The following is an 18,517-nucleotide window of genomic DNA, read 5'->3' on the forward strand; positions in this document are numbered from 1 at the left end:
TTCGACCGGGCTAACGTCGTGACCCGTGAGTGAGAACGGTTCCGGCGAGCAGCCCGACGGGTCGGTGGGCCGCTACGTGCGGGAGCGCTGGGGTGCGGCGGACAACGCCGGACGGTCCTTCGGACGGCGTCGCCGCACGGGCGGCGATGACGCAGCGCAGCCGGACGCGGGTCCGGCGCGCTCCTCCGGCGCGGCCGAGCAGCGCCCGCCGTCGGCGGCCGAGCGGGCCGCGTCCGCCCCGGCGCCGGGGCGGGCCGGTGTGGGCACCCGGACGCCGCCGTCCGGGTCGGCGTGGGGCAGCGAACTGCCCGACGTCGACGACGACCTGGTCGACGAGATCGACCCCTCCACCCCGCCGCACGGCCTGGACCTGTCCGCCCTGCACCGCGCGTCGCCCGACGCCGCCGAGGACCCTGCGCCCGGCACCTCGCCGGGCCCCGGGGAGGCGGACGGCTCCGGCGACGACGCGGCCGGTGGGGACCGGCACGACGACGGCAGGCACCGCGCCGCCGACCCGGCCGCGGCGTCGGAGACCGACCACGGGCCCGACGACACCGGGCTCTACCGGACGGGCGGTGGCGATCCGGAACCGTGGTGGACGGTGCCCGCGCCCGCCGCCCGCGACGACTCGGACGACGAGGTGATCTGGCGTCGCCCGGACGCACCGGCCGCCCGCGACGAGGCCGCCGAGCCCGGTGCCGCGGACCCGGTCACGGGGCAGGCCCCCGCCGGGACGCGGGCCCCGGACCCGGCGACCGACGAGGCGCCCGCGCCGCGCCAGGAGGCTGCGCCGTCCCGGGACACCGACCCGGCGGCCGGCGCCTCGTCCCGGGAACCGGCCCGCGGATCCGCTCCGGCCGCGGAACAGGTACCGGCAGCCGCGGCGGAACCGGATCGTCGTCCGTCCCGCGCGGGTGACGGACCCGCGGCGCGTCCCGGGGAGCGGCCCCGTGGCGAGGACCCCGCCCGCTCCGACAGCGTGGCCCGGCCTGCGGTGGAGCGACCCTGGCGCGCGTCCTGGGACCGCGACGCTGCCGAGCGCGACGCCACCGACCGCGGCTCCCGGGAGGAGCCCCGGCGCCCGCGCTGGACGCCGCCGGAGGCCGTGGAGGCCCGCGCCGCCCAGCACCGTCGCGGCAGCGAGCCGCACGGCGGCCTGGACCTGGCCCCGTCCCGGGGCGCCCACGGGGCCCGCCGCGCTCCGGCGAGCGGCTGGCGCCGGCTGGTCTACGTGCTGACCCGCGGGCTCGTGAACCCGGGCGAGAGCCCCGCCGAGATCCACCGCCGCGAGCTGGTCTCCCGGCTGAACCGCCCCCTGATCAGCTCGCACAAGATCGCGATGCTGAGCCTGAAGGGCGGCGTCGGGAAGACGACGGTGACCGCCACCCTGGGCGCGACCTTCGCCTCGCACCGGGGTGACCGGGTCGTCGCGGTCGACGCGAACCCGGACCGCGGCACGCTCAGCCAGAAGATCCCGCTGGAGACGACGGCGACCGTCCGGCACCTGCTGCGCGACTCGGACAAGGTGCGCCGCTACAGCGACGTGCGCGCCTACACCTCGCAGGGCGTGTCCCGGCTCGAGGTGCTGGCCAGCGAGCAGGACCCGGCGGTGTCGGAGGCGTTCAGCGAGGACGACTACCGGCGCGCGGTCGACCTCCTCGAACACTTCTACAACCTGGTGCTGACCGACTGCGGTACCGGGCTCATGCACTCCGCGATGTACGGGGTGCTGGGGATGGCCGACCAGCTGGTCATCGTGTCGTCGGGCTCCATCGACGGCGCCCGCAGTGCCTCGGCGACGCTGGACTGGCTGGACGCGCACGGCTACGGCCCGCTGGTCCGCAACGCCGTCGTCGTGATCAACACGGTCTACCGGCGGGCCGGGGGCGGGGTCGACCTGGACCGGGTCGCGGAGCACTTCGCCGGGCGGTGCCGGGCGGTGGTGCGGGTGCCGTTCGACCCGCACCTGGAGGAGGGCGCCGAGATCGATCTCGACAGCCTGGAGGAGCCCACCCGGACGGCGCTGCTGGAACTCGCGGCGGCCGTCGCCGACGGGTTCCCGGTCTAGCTGTACTGCCCGGACACACGGAAGGGCGGCCCGCCGCAGCCGGCGGACCGCCCCTCGTGGAGAACGGTCGGGGTGGACCCGGGGGTCCTGGGAGGTGTCCGGGCGCGCGCCCGGGTCAGGCGCGGTCGGGCGGGTCCTCCTCGTTGCGGACCTTCTCGTCCAGCTGACGCAGGAAGTCGGGGTCGTCGTCGGGACCGGTCGTGCGTGGTCGCTCGGACTTCTGACCCGCGGACCACGGGAAGTCGGGTCGTGGGAGCCGGTCGGAGACCACCTGCTCGGACCGGAGGGTCCTCACGAGCAGAACAGCGACGACGGCCGCACCGAGCAGAAGGATCAGGAACAACATCAGGCCACCTCCGCTGTCCAGCGTAGCGAAGGTGGCCTGACGTACGGGTGAAGTCGTGCGTTCACCCGGAGGTCGTGTGACTCAGCGGAGGCCGGGGCTGGCCTCACTGGTCAGGTCGGCCAGGAGACCGCGGACCTCGGACTCGCGGAACCGGCGGTGGCCGCCCGGGGTCCGGATCGAGCCGATGCGTCCGGCGGACGCCCAGCGGGTCACGGTCTTGGGGTCGACGCGGAAGAGCGTGGCCACCTCGCCCGGGGTCAGCAGTCGCTCGGGGGCCTGCGTCGGAGCTGCCATGGAATCCTCCCGGAAGTGCAGCGTGGTGCCGTGTGCGGTGCCGTCCCGGCGAGATCGCCGACCGGGCACCGCTCGGTGTTCCGGGCCATCGTGACACCACAGACCCCAGGTACTCGAACGGTTGTCGGTAGGTAAAGGGTTCTTAAAGGGCAAACGCGACGATCCGAGTCAATCGGACAGCCCGGGCGAACGTGTCCCGTTCCGGACACCATCACGCGATCCTGTGGCGCCGCCCATGGTGCCTGGTCCCGGCGCGCTCGGGAGCCCTCCCGGGATCCCCGGACCACACTCCGGCCCGCCGGGCCCGCTGCAGGAGCGGGTTCCGCGGACGTCGAGGCAGGGAGAGAACGGTGCGTGGACCGAGTCGTGTGATGGTGCTGGGGGGTGGCCGCCGTGGCGGTCACGTCGTTCGTGGGGGCGCTCGGCCCGGCCCCCGACGCGGAGGCGGTCGCGTGCGGGTACAGCCGGCAGCTGGAGGACGTGCCCCCGACCGGGTTCAGCGCCGCGCTGGGCCCGATCAGCGCGCCGATCGGCGGGGGCCAGCGGCAGATCGGTCACTGGGGCAACTGCTCGCCCGGTAACCAGAAGGTCGCCGTGCAGCAGGCGAACGGGGCCGCCCCGACCGTCTGCGTGACCCCGGGGGACACCCGGCTGGGCCTCGCCACCGGCTCGGAGGGCATCACCGGTGCGACCGCGCAGGGAGGCTGCTGATGCGGCGCCGCCTGCGCGGGATCGTCGGGGGGACCGTGGCGGCGCTGGCCGTCGGGTCCGCGGTCGTGGCGGGCGCGGGAACCGCCGTCGTCGCCGGTGCGGGCACCGCGGAGGCGGCCAAGTGCGGGTACTCCACGCTCGAGAACGACACGACGAACAACAAGGCGAACTACCTCAACTGCTCGCCCGGGAACGAACGCATCCGGGTCGAGTACACCTACGCGACCGAGGAGAAGTGCGTGACGCCCGGTGACACCCCGCTCTTCGCGAACCCGGACCTGGGCGCCGTGCGCAACGCCGTCCCGATCGGGACCTGCTGAGCGACGCCACCGGCCACCGGCGTCCGTGGCCGCTCGCCGGTCGCGCGGCGGTCCGTACCCTGGTGGCCATGACGTCTCCGACTCCGCCGCCGCAGGCCGCGGCGCGGGCCCGCGCCGGCGAGCCCGGGCCGGCCGCCACGGTGGCGCTCTACGCGCTCGCCCGGCTGGGCCTGGTCGCGGTCATCGCGCTGCTGCTCGGGTTCGCCGGGGTCCCGCTGCTGGTGGCCTTGCTCGTGGCGCTGGTCGTCGCGCTGCCGCTGTCGATGGTCCTGTTCCGCGGGCTGCGCGCCCGGCTGGACCGGGCGGTCGCCACGGCGACGGCCCGGCGCTCCGCGGAGCGCGAGTCGCTGCGCGCCCAGCTGCGCGGTGACGTCGGGCCGCCGCCCGCTCCGGAGCAGGACGCGCCGGCCGGCGCCGACGAGCCCCCGGCGCGGGACGACCAGGGCGGGGAGCGCGCCGACCGGTCCTGAGGACGGTCAGCCGATCGCCAGGCCCACCGCGACGGCGACCGCCCAGGCCAGCAGCAGCAGGCCGGTGTCGCGCAGCACCGGGATCAACGCCGGCCCGTCCGCGCCGCCGAGCACCGTGCGCACCGGCCGGACCGCCGCGGGCAGCGCGAGCAGCGCGACGACCAGGCCGGGCCGGTCGAACGCCGCCCCGACCGCGATCACGAAGGGCACCAGCGCCGTCAGCACGTAGAGCAGCCGCGTGCCGCGGTCGCCCAGCCGGACGGCGAGGGTCCGCTTGCCCGCGATCCGGTCGCCCGGGATGTCACGCAGGTTGTTCGCGACGAGCACCGCGCAGGTCAGCAGGCCCGCACCGGCCGAGGCCCCGACGGTGGCGGCGTCGACCGTGCCGGCCTGGGTGAACGCCGTCCCCAGCACCGCGACCGGTCCGAAGAAGACGAAGACCGCGATCTCGCCGAGCCCGGCGTAGCCGTAGGGCCGGGTGCCGCCCGTGTAGAACCAGGCCCCGACGATGCACAGCGCGCCGACGGCGATCAGCCACCACTGGCCGGACACCGCGGTGAGCGCGAGCCCGGCGAGCGCGGCGACCCCGAAGCAGGCGAACGCGGCCGCCTTGACGGTGGCCGGCTCCGCCGCGCGGGAGCCGACGAGCCGCTGGGGGCCGACGCGGTCGTCGTCGGTGCCGCGGATGCCGTCGGAGTAGTCGTTCGCGAAGTTGACCCCGATCACCAGCGCGACCGCCACGACCAGGGCGAGCAGTGCTGCTCCCGGGGCCACGGCACCGGCGCCGATCGCGGCACCGGTCCCGACGAGTACGGGGGAGATCGCGGTGGGCAGGGTGCGCGGGCGCGCTCCCTCGATCCACTCTGCCGTCGTGGCCACGGGGCGAATCTATCCCGATCCGGTTCCGGCCGACGCCGGAGCGCGGCCGGTGCGGGGTGAACCCGGCCACCGGCCGGCGACGGCGGGGTCAGCGCGCGCCCGAGGGCCCCCGCTGGGCCGACCCGGGGACGGTCCCCGCGGCGGCCTGGCGGTCACCGTCGGGCACCGAGCCGTCGTCCGGGCCGTCGACCGGTTCGTCACCCGGCTCCCCGCCGGCGTCCGGCGTGGTGGAGGTCCCGCCCGTCGCGGTCCCGGACGGGGTGGCCGGGTCCGGGGTGTCCGAGGAGGGGCTCGACGGGGTGGCCGGGGCGGTGCCCGGCGTCTCCGGCTCGTCGGCCGGAGCGGTACCGGGGGTGGTCGGGGCCGCCGCGGCGTCGTCGTCCGCGGGGCCGGGTACGGCACCGGGCCCGGCGGGGGCCGCGGCGCAGCCCGGCACGTCACCCGGGAGCTGCGCGAACGCCGACGACGGCAGGTACTGCTCGTCCCCGATCCGCACGAAGTCGCCCTCGGTGCACTGCACCGGCACCTCGGTCGCGTCGACGGCGATCCCGACGGACTCCGCACCGGCCTCGGGCCGGGCGAGGATCTGCACGTCCGGCGCGCCCTCGGTCTCGACCGCGGACAGCCGCTGCGAGCCCGTCCACAGGTAGTCGACCTGGACCTGCGAGTTGTCCTTCAGCCCGAGGACGTCCCAGAAGATCCCGTCGCCGAGGTCGATCCCGGCCGGGTTGGCGGGCTTGCGGTCGAACTGGTCCTTGCCGCCGTTGTGGCCGTCGTGGAAGGCGGCGGCGGCCTGCGGGAGGCCCTGCGGCAGGTCCTTCCACATCTGGCGCTCGTTCGAGGGGTTCCAGTAGTCGTCCTTGGTGTTCCACGGCCCGATGTCCCAGACCGGCGCGATGGCGCACCTGCCGTTCGGCGCGCACACCTTCACCGAGTAGTCGGTCTTGCCGTTGGCCGACAGCGCCCGGCGGGAGGGCAGCGCGACGAAGCGGTCCCGCGGCGCGATCTTGTGGCCGTTGGCCGTCGTGCCGCCCTCGAGGCCCTCGCGGGTCGCGAACACCGAGTAGCTGCGCGGCGCGGCCTCGGCCTGCGGACCGGACTCGGCGTCGGCCTCGGACTCGGTGGCGGGCTCGGCCGTGAGCGTCACCTCCCGCACCGACGGCGACGCCGTCCCGGTGGAGCTGAGCACGAGCCTGCCCTGCACCTCGCGGACGGTCTCCGGGAGCTCCGCGCGGTCGCCCTCGGCCGGGATCCACTCGGTCCAGCCGCCGCCGGGCTTGCGCCCGCGGACGTCCATCGTCGCGGACGACCCGGGCGGGGTGTCCGCGACCAGGGTGGACCCGACCTCGCGGGTGGGGGCGTCGAGAGTGTGCGGTTCGAGGGTCAGCAGCCCGGTCGGCACGACGCCGACCGGGTCGGCCGACGCCTCGGCGTCGCTGCTCTCGTCGGCCGGTGCACCGACCGCCGTCGCCCGGTCGAACCGGGCGCCGCCGTCGTCGACGACGACGCCGGGACCGCTGCCCCCTGACAGCTCCGGCTGCCAGCTCGCCCCGGGCTCCGCCGCGACGGCGGGCACCACGGCGACCGCACAGAGCGCGCCGGTGGCGGCGAGCAGACCGACACCCCGCAGCCCGGTCCGCGTGATCCTGCGCATGTCGACAAACCCCCGCTGCATCGTGTGACTCGTGTGACGACCGTGATTCCGGTGATCCCTGTGGACCGTGTGTCGTCAGTGGCTGAAGCACACTCGATGTACAGGCGGGGCGCAACGCACGCTGCGTTAACCAACTCCAAGGTGTGTACGTCCGTTTCACTGGACCGGGTGGCTCTCTCTCCACCCGGCGCGGCGCGTTCGGTCGCGCTCCGCGACCGGTGATTCCGGTGGGTGATCGGACCGGGCGGACGACGGCCCGGTCAGCTCGCCGGGGCGAACAGCCTGGCGACGGCGGCCCGGTCGGGCTTCCCGATCCCCCGCTCCGGGACGGCCGCGGCGCGGCGGATCGTCCGCGGGACCGCGGCCCGGCCGCACGACGCACGCACGGCGTCCTGCAGCGCGGAGTCCGGCGGAGCACCGTCGTCGGTGGTCACCACCAGCGCGGCCACGACCTGGCCCCACTCCGCGTCCGGGAGCCCCACCACGCAGGCGCCGCCCACCCCGGGCAGCGCCAGCAACGCCCGCTCGACGGCCGCCGGGGCGACCTTCTCGCCGCCGGTGTTGATCACGTCGTCCGCCCGGCCGAGCACGGTCAGCCGCCCGTCGGGACCGAGCTCGCCGAGATCGCCGGTGCGGAACCCTTCCGGCCCGAACGACGCGGCGGTGGCGTCCGGCGCGCCGAGGTAGCCGGCGGCGACGACCGCCCCGCCGAGCACCACCCGTCCGGAACCGGGCTCGATCGTCACCGACACACCCTCCAGTGCGGCACCGTCGTAGACCGACCCGCCGCAGGTCTCGCTCATCCCGTAGGTGGCGACCACCCGGATCCCGGCCGCCTCGGCCCGGGCCCGCAGGGCGGGATCGAGCGCGGCCCCGCCGACCAGCACGGCGTCGTAGCCGGCGAGCGCGTACAGCGGGGCGGAGCCGTGGTCGAGGACGCGGCCCAGCTGGGTCGGGACGAGGCTCGTGTAGCGGCGGTCGCCGTGCCGCATCCGGCCGGTGGCCCGGGCGAACCCGGCGGGCCGGAATCCCTCGCGGACGTCCTGCACCACGCACGCCGTCCCGGCCAGCAGGGCCCGCGAGACCACCTGCAGTCCCGCGACGTGCTCGGCAGGTAGCGCGAGCAACCAGGCCCCCGGCCCGCCGAGGCGGTCGTGGGTGGCGGCGGCGGAGGCGCGTAGCGCGTCACCGGTCAGCGCGACGTGCTTGGGTTCCCCGGTCGATCCCGAGGTGGCGACGACGGCGGCGAGCCCGTCCGGCAGCGCCTCCGCGGCGACGGCCCTGGCGACCGGCTCCGGCAGCGGCGGCTCGCCGCCCGGCGCCGCCCGCACCGGCAGGACCGCGGGCCCGGCGCCGTCGAGCGCGGAGCGCAGCGCCGCGGCCAGGCGCGTCACCGACTCGGACGATCCGTCCACCCCGACCACACGCACGTCCATGGGGGACCAGCCTGCCACCGTGACGATCGCGACCGTCGGTGGCGTCCGAACGGAGCCTTCATCAGATGTGACGAATGAGGTAGGGGAGCTGCAACGGACCGCCGCTCCCGCACGACAGGCCGGACGAGAGCGGCGGCACCACGTCCCGCTCCGCGGAGGTCGAAGGAGCTCCCCATGTCGCACAGCGCACCCGCCGGCTCGTCCCCGACCGGCAGCCCGCGTTCCCTGCGTTGCCGCAGGCCGGCCGCGACCGGGCACCGCGCCGCCGCCGGCGAGCTGGCCGCACTGGCGTTCCTCAGCCCGGTGCCCGCCGCCCCGGCGGCCGCGCGGCCGGCACCGGTGCCGCACCCGCGCCCGTCGGCGGAGTGATCAGTAGTGCCAGGGGAACGGTGACCAGTCCGGGTCCCGCTTCTGCAGGAACGAGTCCCGGCCCTCGACCGCCTCGTCGGTCATGTACGCCAGCCGGGTCGCCTCTCCGGCGAACAGCTGCTGGCCGACCAGGCCGTCGTCGGCGAGGTTGAACGCGTACTTCAGCATCCGCTGCGCGGTCGGGGACTTGCCGTTGATCTCACTGGCCCACTGCAGCGCGGTGGTCTCCAGCTCGGCGTGCGGGACGACCTCGTTGACCGCGCCCATCCGGTGCATCTGCTCGGCCGAGTAGGTCCGGCCCAGGAAGAAGATCTCCCGGGCGAACTTCTGCCCGACCTGCTTGGCCAGGTACGCCGAGCCGTAGCCGCCGTCGAACGAGCCGACGTCGGCGTCGGTCTGCTTGAACCGGGCGTGCTCGGCCGAGGCCAGGGTCAGGTCGGCGACCGCGTGCAGCGAGTGCCCGCCACCGGCGGCCCAGCCGTTGACCACGGCGATGACGACCTTGGGCATGAACCGGATCAGGCGCTGGCACTCCAGGATGTGCAGCCGCCCCGCCCGCCCGGCCTGCACGGTGTCGGCGGTGTCGCCGTCGGCGTACTGGTAGCCGGTGCGGCCGCGGATGCGCTGGTCCCCGCCGGAGCAGAAGGCGCGCTTGCCGTCCTTGGGGGAGGGCCCGTTCCCGGTCAGCAGCACGGCGCCGACGTCGGCGCTGGTCCGGGCGTGCTCCAGGGCGGTGAACAGCTCGTCGACGGTGCCGGGGCGGAACGCGTTGAGGACCTCGGGCCGGTCGAACGCGATCCGCACCGCCCCGGTGGCCACCGCACGGTGGTAGGTGATGTCGGTGAAGGAGAACCCCTCCACCGGCCGCCAGGCGTCGGGATCGAAGGTCTCGGAGACGGGCATGATCGGCAGCCTAGAGTCCGCGCTCCGGCTCCAGCAGGCCGCGCCCTCGGCGCCCGCTCGTCGCGCGGGGTGGCGGGCACGCTGCGAGTCTGCGAGGGCCGCCCGATCCCGAGCAACGGAGTTCCGCCGTGCGCCGCACGCTGATGATCGTCCTCGTCGCCCTCCCCGGCCTGCTGCTCGCGCTCGCCGGCTACCACCACCCGCGCGGGCTCGACCTGACGACGGCGAACGAGTGGTGGACCGCGCACGTCCCGCTGGTCCCGGTGTTCCCGCTGCTCGGCGTGGCGCTGTGGGTGCTGCTGCGCCAGGAGACCGGGCCGGTCGCCTGGATCGGGAAGATCGGGGCGTACCTGTTCGGGTGCTTCTACACCGCGCTCGACTGCCTGGCCGGGATCGCGGCCGGGCTGGTGCTGGAGACCGAGGGCCGCGGGCAGCAGTCGATCATCGAGCTGATCGCGCTCGGCGACCGGCTCTCCTACATCGGGACGGCGTCGTACCTGGTCGCGACGGTCTGCGTGGCGGGGCTGCTGTTCCGCCGGGCCGGGTGGGCGGTCCTGCCGGGGGCGGTGCTGCTGATCGGTGCGGCGATCCCGTTCCAGACCTCGCACATCTTCTGGCCGACCGGCGTGGTCGCGATGCTGCTGACCGGGCTGGGCGCCGGGCTCGTCGAGTGGGCCCGGCCGGTCCCGGCGGGGACCGGCGACCGTGAAGGGATGCGCATCTCCTGATCGACGGGGCAGACTCGGCCGCGGAGTTCCACCCGTTGCCGTGTCGGACCCTGGAGGACGCGTCCATGACGATCCCGAATGTCGACCTCACCGAGGAGACGATCTTCACCTGGGGCGCGCCGCCCCTGAAGTTCGGTGCCGGCTCGATCGACGAGATCGGTTTCGAGATGACCGGCTACGGGGCGGGCCGGGTCCTCATCGTGACCGACCCCGGTGTGCGCCTGCTCGGCATCCCCGAGCGCATCGCCGAGTCCCTGCAGCGCTACGGCATCGGTTCCGAGATCTTCGACGGCGTCCACGTCGAGCCGACCGACGACTCGATGGTCAAGGCCACCGAGTACGCCCGCGCCCAGGGCCCGTGGGACGGCTTCGTCGCCGTCGGCGGCGGGTCCGCGATCGACACCGCCAAGGCGATCAACCTGCTGACCAGCGGCCCCGGCGAGCTGATGGACTTCATCAACAAGCCGATCGGCAACGCGAAGGTGCCCGAGGGCCCGCTCAAGCCGCTGATCGCCGTCCCGACGACGGCCGGTACCGGCTCGGAGTCCACCGCGATGTGCGTGCTGGACATCCTGTCGATGAAGGTCAAGACCGGGATCAGCCACTGGCGGCTGCGCCCGACCCTGGCCGTGATCGACCCGCTGGTCACGATGTCGCTGCCGCCGGAGGTCACCGCCGCGTCCGGGATGGACATCGTCTGCCACGCGCTGGAGTCCTACACGGCGCGCTGGTACACGACGTTCGACCGGAAGAAGCCCGAGGAGCGGGTCACCTACTGCGGCTCGAACCCGGTCTCGGACCTCTGGTGCGAGAAGTCGATGACGCTGCTCGCACAGTCCTTCCGGGACGCCGTGCACCGCGGCGCCGACGACCTGGAGGCCCGCTCGAACATGATGATGGCGGCGACGTTCGCCGGGATGGGGTTCGGCAACTCCGGCGTGCACATCCCGCACGCCAACGCCTACCCGATCGCCGGGATGGTCAAGGACTTCACGCCGGCCGGCTACCCGCAGGACGAGCCGATGGTGCCGCACGGCATGTCGGTGTCGCTGACCGCGCCGGAGGCGTTCCGGTTCTCCTTCGACTCCGCACCGGACCGGCACCTCAAGGCGGCCGAGCTGATGGCCCCGCGCGCGGACCGGCTGAACGACCAGCGTGAGCAGCTGCCGTCGGTGCTGATCGACCTGATGCGCGACATCGGCATCCCCAACGGGATCGGCGGCGTCGGGTACACCGAGTCGGACGTGCCGGACCTGGTGCCCGGGACGATGAAGCAGCAGCGGCTCCTCGCGACGTGCCCGCGCACCCCCACCGAGGACGACATCGCCGACATCCTCACGAAGTCGGTCGAGAACTGGTGAGCCGGTGACCTCCGGCAGGCCGGGGTAGCGTCGTCGCGTCCCGGCCTGCCGAGAGGAGTGCTGTGAGTACCGCGACCACCACCGCGTACCGCGCCCTGGAGAACGAGCTGCGTGCCGCCGTCGGCGGTGAGGTCCGGTTCGACGCCGGCAGCCGCGCCATGTGGTCGGCCGACGCGTCGAACTACCGGGGTGTCCCGATCGGCGTGATCGCTCCGCGCGACGCGGCCGACGTCGAGGCGGCGATGGCGGTCTGCCGCGCCCACGACGTGCCCGTCATGCCGGTCGGATCACGGACCTCGATCGCCGGTCAGGCGGTGAACACCGCGGTCGCGCTCGACTTCCGCACCCACATGGACTCGATCCTGTCGGTCGACCCGGACGCGCGGACCGCGACGGTCCAGCCCGGTGCGGTGTGCGACGCCGTCCGCGACGCCGGGAAGCCGCACGGGCTGACGTTCGGGCCGGACCCGTCGACGCACAACCGCTGCTCGATCGGCGGGATGATCGGCAACAACGCCTGCGGCTCGCACTCGGTGGCCTGGGGCAAGACGGTCGACAACGTCCGCTCGCTGGACGTCCTGACCTACCGCGGGGAGCGGATCACCCTCGGCCCGGACGGCACCGAGACCGGCGCGATCCCGGACGCGCTGCGTGCGCTGGGCGCCGAGATGGCGACCGACGTGGCGAACCACGTCCCGGAGCTGACCCGCCGGGTGTCGGGCTACAACCTCGACCAGCTCGTCCCCGGGAACGTGAACCTGGCGAAGGCACTGGTCGGGACCGAGGGCACCTGCGCCACGATCCTCGCCGCGACGGTGGACCTGGTCGAGTCGCCGCCCGCGCGGGCGCTGGCCGTGCTGGGCTTCCCCGACGCCTACCACGCCGCCGACAACGTGATGATCGTCCGCGAGCACTCCCCGCTGACCATCGAGGGGATGGACGCCGGCCTGATCGCGTCGCTGCGTGCGCTGCGCCCCGACGAGACGACCTCGCGGATGCTGCCGGAGGGCAAGGGCTGGCTCTACGTCGAGACGGGCGGCGAGGACCGGGCGGCCGCCGAGGCCGCCGCGCACGCCGTCGCGTCCGCGATGAAGCCCTACACCACCGGCGCCGTCGTGGTCTCCGAGCCGAAGCAGATGGCCGCGCTGTGGCGGGTCCGCGAGGAGGGTGCCGGTCTGGTGACCCGCTCGCCCGACGGCGGCGAGGCATGGCCGGGCTGGGAGGACGCCGCCGTCCCGCCGGAGAAGTTCGGTGCCTACCTGCGCGAGTTCGACAAGGTGCTGGAGCGGCACGGCCGCACGGGCATCTACTACGGCCACTTCGGCGACGGCTGCCTGCACGTCCGGATCGACTTCGACCTGCTGACGAAGCCGGGGATCGCGAACTTCCGGGCTTTCATGACCGATGCGGCGGACGTCGTCGTCGCGCACGGTGGGTCGCTCTCGGGTGAGCACGGCGACGGGCAGGCCCGCGCCGAGCTGCTGCCGCGCATGTACCCGCCGCAGATCATCACCGGCTTCGAGCGGTTCAAGGCGGTCTGGGACCCGGACGACCGGATGAACCCCGGCCGCGTCGTGCGCCCGGCGACGATGGACGAGAACCTGCGCGTCCAGCTCGGCATGCCGACCATGCCCGACGAGCCGAAGCTGGCCTTCGGGCACGACCGCGGCTCGTTCCACCGGGCCACCCGGCGCTGCCTGGGTGTCGGCAAGTGCGCGATCGACACCGGCTCCGGGGTGATGTGCCCGAGCTGGAACGTCACCAAGGAGGAGAAGCACTCCACCCGCGGACGCGCGCGGCTGCTGTTCGAGATGGCGAACGGCGAGATCATCACCGACGGCTGGCAGTCCGACGAGGTCGCCGAGTCGCTCGACCTCTGCCTGTCCTGCAAGGGCTGCAAGTCCGACTGTCCGGTCGGTGTGGACATGGCGTCGTACAAGACCGAGTTCCTCGCCAACCGCTACCACCGCAGGCTCCGGCCGCGCACGCACTACTCGATGGGCGCGCTGCCGCGCTGGCTGCGGATGGTGGGGGCGCTCCCGGCGGCCGCCGTCGACGGGCTGAACCGGCTCGCGCAGGTGCCGCTGCTGGCGACGGTCGCGAAGAAGGCGGGCGGGATCGACGCCCGCCGGGCCATCCCGCCGATCGCCCGCGAGACCTACACCGCGCAGGCCGCACGCGGCCTGCCGATGTCGCGGGTCCCGGACCTCGGGATCGCCCCGGGAAGCCGCGGCCCGCTGCTGCTGTGGACCGACACCTTCACCGACCACTTCGACCCGGAGATCGCGGCGGACGCCGTCGCCGTCCTCACCGGGCTCGGGTACCGGGTCGAGCTGCCGCCCAGGAACGTGTGCTGCGGCCTGACCTGGACCTCGACCGGCCAGGTCACCGCCGCCCGCCGGGTGCTGGCGCGCAGCCTGCGGGCGATCGGCCCGGCGCTCGACGCGGGGATCCCGGTCGTCGGACTGGAGCCGTCGTGCACCGCCGCCCTGCGGTCCGACGCGGCGGAGCTGCTGCCCGACGAGCCGCGGGTCACGGTCCTCGAGCAGCAGGTGTCGACGTTCGCGGAGTTGCTGAACCGGCACGCCGACGAGCTCGCCGCCGTCGCGGGGGAGGGCAACGGCGCGGCGCTGGTGCAGATCCACTGCCACCAGCACGCCGAGCTGGGCAGCGAACCGGACCGCGCGGTGCTGGCGGCGCTCGGGGTGGACGCGACCGTGCTCGACTCCGGCTGCTGCGGCCTGGCCGGCAACTTCGGCTTCGAGGACGGGCACTACGACGTCTCGATGGCCTGTGCCGAGCGTGCGCTGCTCCCCGCGGTCCGGGCCGCCGACGGCGCGGTGGACCTGCTCGCCGACGGCTACTCCTGCCGTACCCAGGTCCGGCAGGCCGGGGAGCGGGAGCCGGTGCACCTCGCCCAGATCGCCGCCCGGGCGCTGCGGGGCTGACAGCGGATGGGCGACGAGCGGCGGGCACTGGTCCTCGGCGGTGGCGGGATCACCGGGATCGCCTGGATGTACGGGCTGGTCGCGGGTCTGGCGGCGGACGGGATCGACCTGACCGGGGCCGATCTCGTCGTCGGGACGTCGGCGGGGTCGGCGGTCGGAGCGAACCTCGCCGCCGGACGGGACCCGCAGGCGTTGCTGGAGACCCAGCTCGCGCCGCCGTCGGGCGAGATCGCGGCGAACCTCGGGCTGCGTCTCGCCGTCCGGTACGGGGTGGCCGCGCTGGCGGGCCCGCGGGACGCCCGCCGGGTCCGCGCCCGGATCGGCCGGATGGCGCTGGCCGCCGACACCGTCGGGGAGGCCGAGCGACTCGCCGCGATCGGGTCCCGGCTCGGCGACGCCGGCTGGCCGTCCGGCCGTGACCTGTGGATCACCGCGGTGGACGCGTACACCGGCGACCTCCGGGTCTTCACCCGCGACGACGGCGTCCCGCTCGCCACCGCGGTCGCCGCCAGCTGCGCGGTCCCCGGCGTCTGGCCACCGGTGACGGCCGCCGGAACCCGCTGGATCGACGGCGGGGTGCGGTCCATGGCCAACGCCGACCTCGCCGCCGGGTACGGCCGCGTCGTCGTGCTCGCCCCGCTGACCGGCGGGCTCGGGTCGGCCGTCGCCCCGCGGGTGCAGGCCGAGGCGCTCGGCGCGCTCGGGCGGGTCGCCTGCGTCGAGCCGGACCGCCGCGCCCGGCGCGCGTTCGGCCGCAACGTGCTCGACCCGGCACGGCGGCCGGCCGCGGCCCGGGCCGGGCGGGCGCAGGCGGCCGGCGTCGCAGCAGAGATCGCCCGGGTGTGGGGCTGAGCTATTCCCCGTCGAGGCACATCCCACGGTGGGGCATGTGCGCGCGCAGGCGCGGGTAGACCGGAGTCATGGCTACTCCCACGATCACGCTCAACGACGGCCGGGAGATCCCGCAGCTCGGCTTCGGCGTCTTCCAGATCGAGCCCGGCGACACCGCGGAGAAGGTCAAGGCGGCCCTGGACGTGGGCTACCGGCACATCGACACCGCGCAGATGTACGGCAACGAGGAGGGCGTCGGGAAGGGGATCGCCGACGCGGGCGTCCCGCGCGACGAGCTCTGGATCACCACGAAGCTGAACAACGACGGCCACGGCCGCGGCTCGGCCGTCGAGCGCCTCGACGACAGCCTCACCAAGCTCGGCCTCGACCACGTCGATCTCTACCTGATCCACTGGCCGAAGCCGCAGGAGGACCGCTACGTCGAGACCTGGCAGGGCTTCGAGGACGCGAGGAAGGCCGGGCAAGGCCCGGTCGATCGGCGTCTCCAACTTCCAGGTCCCGCACCTGGACCGGCTCGCGGCCGAGACCTCGACGGTGCCGGCGATCAACCAGATCGAGTTCCACCCGCACCTGGTCCAGCGCGAGCTGCGCGACTACCACCGGCAGCACGGCATCGCGACCGAGGCGTGGAGCCCGATCGGCCAGGGCAAGGGCCTGCTCGACGCCCCGGAGCTCGCCGAGCTCGCCCGGAAGTACGGCAAGTCCGCCGCGCAGGTCGTGCTCCGCTGGCACATCCAGCTCGGGAACATCGTGTTCCCGAAGTCGAACGACCCGGGCCGGATCAAGGAGAACTTCGAGATCTTCGACTTCTCCCTGACCGACGACGACATCGCGTCGATCGAGAAGCTGCACACCGGCAAGCGGATCGGCCCGGACCCCGACGACTTCGGCTGAGTCCGCGCCACCCGCTCGCGGTACCGGCGGCCCGGCGTCCCACGGTGGACGCCGGGCCGCTCTCGTGCGCGGGGCCGGTCGCCGGGGTGGGTGACGTAGCTCACCCCGCGCATTCCCGGTGGACACGGGGCCGTCGCCACCCGAACGTGATCGGGACGGGGGGACACCGGTGGACGTGCACACCGCCGTCCGTACGGTGGGGTCGATGTTGGCGATCACCGAGAACGCCGCCGAGGCGATCAAGACCCTGAGCACCGACGCCGAGCTGCCCGACGACGGCGGCCTGCGCATCACCGCGCCGGACCCCGCGCAGGGCCTGGAGCTCGCGCTGGCGCAGACGGCCGACGACCAGGACACCGTCCTGCGCGGCGAGGGCATCACCGTCTTCCTGGAGCCCACCGCGGCCCAGCTGCTGGACGACAAGGTGCTCGACGTGCAGCCGGTGACGACGGAGGGCGGTGAGGAGGAGCTGCGCTTCGCCATCGTCGCGCAGTCCGACGCCGCCGAGCCCGAGCAGGCCTGACCCCCGCCCACCCCTCTTCCGCACTCGAACCGGGGAGCCCCGGACCGGCGACACCGGTCCGGGGCTCCCCGGTTCGTAGCGGGGTCAGAGCTCGGTGACCGCTCCGTCCCGCAGCTCCCAGCGACGGGTCGCGCGGACCGTGTCCAGCATCCGCCGGTCGTGCGTGACCAGCAGGACCGTCCCGGTGAACGCGTCGAGCGCCTGCTCCAGCTGCTCGATCGCGGGCAGGTCGAGGTGGTTGGTCGGCTCGTCGAGCACGAGCAGGTTCACCCCGCGGGCCTGCAGCAGCGCCAGCCCGGCCCGGGTCCGCTCACCCGGTGACAGCGACGCCGCGGTCCGCAGCACCTGGTCGGCGGTGAGCGCGTACTTGGCCAGCAGCGTCCGCACCTCGGACTCGGGCCAGTCGGGCACCTCCTCCCCGAACGCCCGCAGCAGCGTCTGCTCGCCGAGGAACGCGCCGCGGGCCTGGTCGATCTCCCCGACGACCACCCCCGATCCCGGCCCGGCGGCGCCGGTGTCCGGTGCGATCCGGCCGAGCAGCAGCCCGAGGAGCGTCGACTTCCCGGCGCCGTTCGCGCCGGTGACGACGACCCGGTTCGCCCACTCCAGCTGGAGCGTCACCGGGCCGAGCACGAAGTCCCCGCGGCGCACGACGGCCGCGTCCGCCCGCGCGACGACCGTCCCGGACCGGGGCGCGGCCGCGATCGTCATCCGCAGCTCCCACTCCTTGCGGGGCTCCTCGACGACCTCCAGCCGCTCGATCGCCCGCTCGGTCTGGCGGGCCTTCGCGGCCTGCTTCTCGCTGGACTCGGCGCGCAGGGCGCGCACGTTCTTGTCCGGGTCCTTGGTCTTGCGGCGCGCGTTCCGGACGCCCTGGGCCATCCAGTTCCGTTGCATCACGGCCCGCTGCCGGAGTGCGCCCAGCTTGTCGGCGTACTCGTCGTAGTCCTCGCGTGCGTGCCGGCGCGCGATCTCGCGTTCGGCGAGGTAGGCCTCGTGTCCGCCGTCGTGGATCCGGACCTGCTGCTGGGCGAGGTCGAGCTCGACGATCCGGTTCACCGTGCGGGCCAGGAACTCGCGGTCGTGGCTGACCAGGACGGTCGGGGTGCCCTGGCGGGCGAGGCCGGTGACGAACCGCTCCAGTCGGTCCAGCCCGTCGAGGTCCAGATCGTTGGTGGGCTCGTCGAGCAGCAGGAGGTCGTAGCGGGACAGCAGCAGCGCGGCGAGGTTCGCCCGCGCCGCCTGCCCGCCGGACAGCCCGGTCATCGGCGCGCCGGTCCCGACGCCGAGCCCGACCTCGCGCAGCGCGTCGCCGGCCCGCTCGTCGAGGTCGGCCCCGCCGAGGGCGAGCCAGCGGTCCAGCGCGCCGGCGTACCGGTCGTCGGCACCCGGGGCGCCGGACGCCAGGTCCTCGGCCGCGGTGTCCATCGTGGACTGTGCCGCGGCCACGCCGGTGCGCCGGGCGAGGAAGCCGGCCACCGTCTCGCCGGGCCGCCGGTCGGGCTCCTGTGGCAGGTGCCCGACCGTGGCGTCCGGCGGGGCGAGCGTCAGCTTTCCGGCGTCGGGCTCCCGTTCCCCGGCGAGCAGCGACAGCAGGGTCGACTTCCCGGCGCCGTTCGCGCCGACCAGGCCGACGACGTCGCCCGGTGCGACGACGAGGTCCAGCCCGGAGAACAGGGGGTGATCGCCGTGGCCCGCGGCCAGGCCCGTCACGTGCAGGGTCGCGCTCATCTCGGGCGGAACGTTACCCCGCGGCCGCTC

The 18,517-nt window shown here is 74.6% G+C and carries 16 protein-coding genes and 2 pseudogenes; 11 read left to right on the forward strand and 7 right to left on the reverse strand.

Annotation, left to right across the window (positions count from 1 at the left end; all coding sequences use genetic code 11):
• The first annotated feature begins 989 nt into the window (after positions 1-989).
• Positions 990-2,068: pseudogene (locus tag AD017_RS36375) on the forward strand (MinD/ParA family protein).
• A gap of 115 nt (positions 2,069-2,183) precedes the next feature.
• Here the strand turns inward: AD017_RS36375 and AD017_RS16595 are convergent.
• Positions 2,184-2,414 (reverse strand): hypothetical protein, encoded by a 231-nt coding sequence (locus tag AD017_RS16595; RefSeq protein WP_010224112.1) that lies wholly within the window; start codon positions 2,412-2,414, stop codon positions 2,184-2,186.
• A gap of 81 nt (positions 2,415-2,495) precedes the next feature.
• Positions 2,496-2,708, reverse strand: a complete 213-nt coding sequence (locus AD017_RS16600; RefSeq protein WP_010224110.1) for a BldC family transcriptional regulator — start codon at positions 2,706-2,708, stop codon at positions 2,496-2,498.
• Between the two features lie 393 nt (positions 2,709-3,101).
• Between AD017_RS16600 and AD017_RS16605 the strand changes: the two genes are divergently transcribed.
• The 3 genes from AD017_RS16605 to AD017_RS16615 all read left to right on the forward strand — a co-directional run bounded on the left by AD017_RS16605 (position 3,102) and on the right by AD017_RS16615 (position 4,209).
• Positions 3,102-3,419 (forward strand): hypothetical protein, encoded by a 318-nt coding sequence (locus AD017_RS16605; protein WP_145984061.1) that lies wholly within the window; start codon positions 3,102-3,104, stop codon positions 3,417-3,419.
• Positions 3,419-3,739: a DUF6355 family natural product biosynthesis protein gene (locus AD017_RS16610; protein WP_010224107.1), complete on the forward strand. Its 321-nt coding sequence runs from the start codon at positions 3,419-3,421 to the stop codon at positions 3,737-3,739. The genes AD017_RS16605 and AD017_RS16610 overlap by 1 nt, the downstream gene beginning before the upstream one ends.
• Positions 3,740-3,807: 68 nt before the next feature.
• Positions 3,808-4,209: a DUF4229 domain-containing protein gene (locus AD017_RS16615; protein ID WP_082398768.1), complete on the forward strand. Its 402-nt coding sequence runs from the start codon at positions 3,808-3,810 to the stop codon at positions 4,207-4,209.
• Between the two features lie 6 nt (positions 4,210-4,215).
• Here AD017_RS16615 and AD017_RS16620 read toward each other — a convergent pair whose 3' ends face one another.
• The 3 genes from AD017_RS16620 to menE all read right to left on the reverse strand — a co-directional run bounded on the left by AD017_RS16620 (position 4,216) and on the right by menE (position 8,178).
• Positions 4,216-5,088, reverse strand: a complete 873-nt coding sequence (locus AD017_RS16620; RefSeq protein WP_060574778.1) for a 1,4-dihydroxy-2-naphthoate polyprenyltransferase — start codon at positions 5,086-5,088, stop codon at positions 4,216-4,218.
• An 88-nt stretch (positions 5,089-5,176) separates the two neighbouring features.
• On the reverse strand, positions 5,177-6,742 hold the full coding sequence (locus AD017_RS16625) for a hypothetical protein (RefSeq protein ID WP_060574779.1): 1,566 nt from the start codon (positions 6,740-6,742) through the stop codon (positions 5,177-5,179).
• A gap of 260 nt (positions 6,743-7,002) precedes the next feature.
• Positions 7,003-8,178 carry an o-succinylbenzoate--CoA ligase gene (gene menE / locus AD017_RS16630; RefSeq protein WP_349675470.1) on the reverse strand — a complete coding sequence of 392 codons (1,176 nt, stop codon included), beginning with the start codon at positions 8,176-8,178 and terminating at the stop codon, positions 7,003-7,005.
• A 174-nt stretch (positions 8,179-8,352) separates the two neighbouring features.
• Between menE and AD017_RS16635 the strand changes: the two genes are divergently transcribed.
• Positions 8,353-8,547: a hypothetical protein gene (locus AD017_RS16635; protein WP_060574780.1), complete on the forward strand. Its 195-nt coding sequence runs from the start codon at positions 8,353-8,355 to the stop codon at positions 8,545-8,547.
• On the opposite strand, the gene AD017_RS16640 is transcribed toward AD017_RS16635, so the two are convergent.
• Positions 8,548-9,450, reverse strand: coding sequence for a 1,4-dihydroxy-2-naphthoyl-CoA synthase (locus AD017_RS16640; protein ID WP_010231195.1), 903 nt, complete (start codon positions 9,448-9,450; stop codon positions 8,548-8,550). It abuts the gene before it with no gap.
• Positions 9,451-9,578: 128 nt separating this feature from the next.
• On the opposite strand from AD017_RS16640, the gene AD017_RS16645 reads away from it, so the two are divergent.
• The 6 genes and pseudogenes from AD017_RS16645 to AD017_RS16670 all read left to right on the forward strand — a co-directional run bounded on the left by AD017_RS16645 (position 9,579) and on the right by AD017_RS16670 (position 16,756).
• Positions 9,579-10,178 carry a hypothetical protein gene (locus AD017_RS16645; protein WP_010231198.1) on the forward strand — a complete coding sequence of 200 codons (600 nt, stop codon included), beginning with the start codon at positions 9,579-9,581 and terminating at the stop codon, positions 10,176-10,178.
• Positions 10,179-10,243: 65 nt separating this feature from the next.
• Positions 10,244-11,539 (forward strand): hydroxyacid-oxoacid transhydrogenase, encoded by a 1,296-nt coding sequence (locus tag AD017_RS16650; RefSeq protein WP_010231202.1) that lies wholly within the window; start codon positions 10,244-10,246, stop codon positions 11,537-11,539.
• Between the two features lie 62 nt (positions 11,540-11,601).
• Positions 11,602-14,487: an FAD-binding and (Fe-S)-binding domain-containing protein gene (locus AD017_RS16655; protein WP_060574781.1), complete on the forward strand. Its 2,886-nt coding sequence runs from the start codon at positions 11,602-11,604 to the stop codon at positions 14,485-14,487.
• Positions 14,488-14,493: 6 nt separating this feature from the next.
• Positions 14,494-15,339 (forward strand): patatin-like phospholipase family protein, encoded by an 846-nt coding sequence (locus AD017_RS16660; protein WP_060574782.1) that lies wholly within the window; start codon positions 14,494-14,496, stop codon positions 15,337-15,339.
• A gap of 68 nt (positions 15,340-15,407) precedes the next feature.
• Positions 15,408-16,233: pseudogene (locus tag AD017_RS16665) on the forward strand (aldo/keto reductase).
• Between the two features lie 205 nt (positions 16,234-16,438).
• Entirely contained in the window at positions 16,439-16,756 is a 318-nt protein-coding gene (locus AD017_RS16670; RefSeq protein ID WP_029239766.1) for an adhesin, read from the forward strand.
• A gap of 84 nt (positions 16,757-16,840) precedes the next feature.
• Here AD017_RS16670 and AD017_RS16675 read toward each other — a convergent pair whose 3' ends face one another.
• The gene (locus tag AD017_RS16675; RefSeq protein ID WP_060574783.1) at positions 16,841-18,487 is read right to left on the reverse strand and encodes an ABC-F family ATP-binding cassette domain-containing protein; all 1,647 of its coding nucleotides are present in this window, start codon (positions 18,485-18,487) and stop codon (positions 16,841-16,843) included.
• Between the last annotated feature and the right edge of the window lie 30 nt (positions 18,488-18,517).

The organism is Pseudonocardia sp. EC080619-01, from assembly GCF_001420995.1.
GTDB lineage: Bacteria > Actinomycetota > Actinomycetes > Mycobacteriales > Pseudonocardiaceae > Pseudonocardia.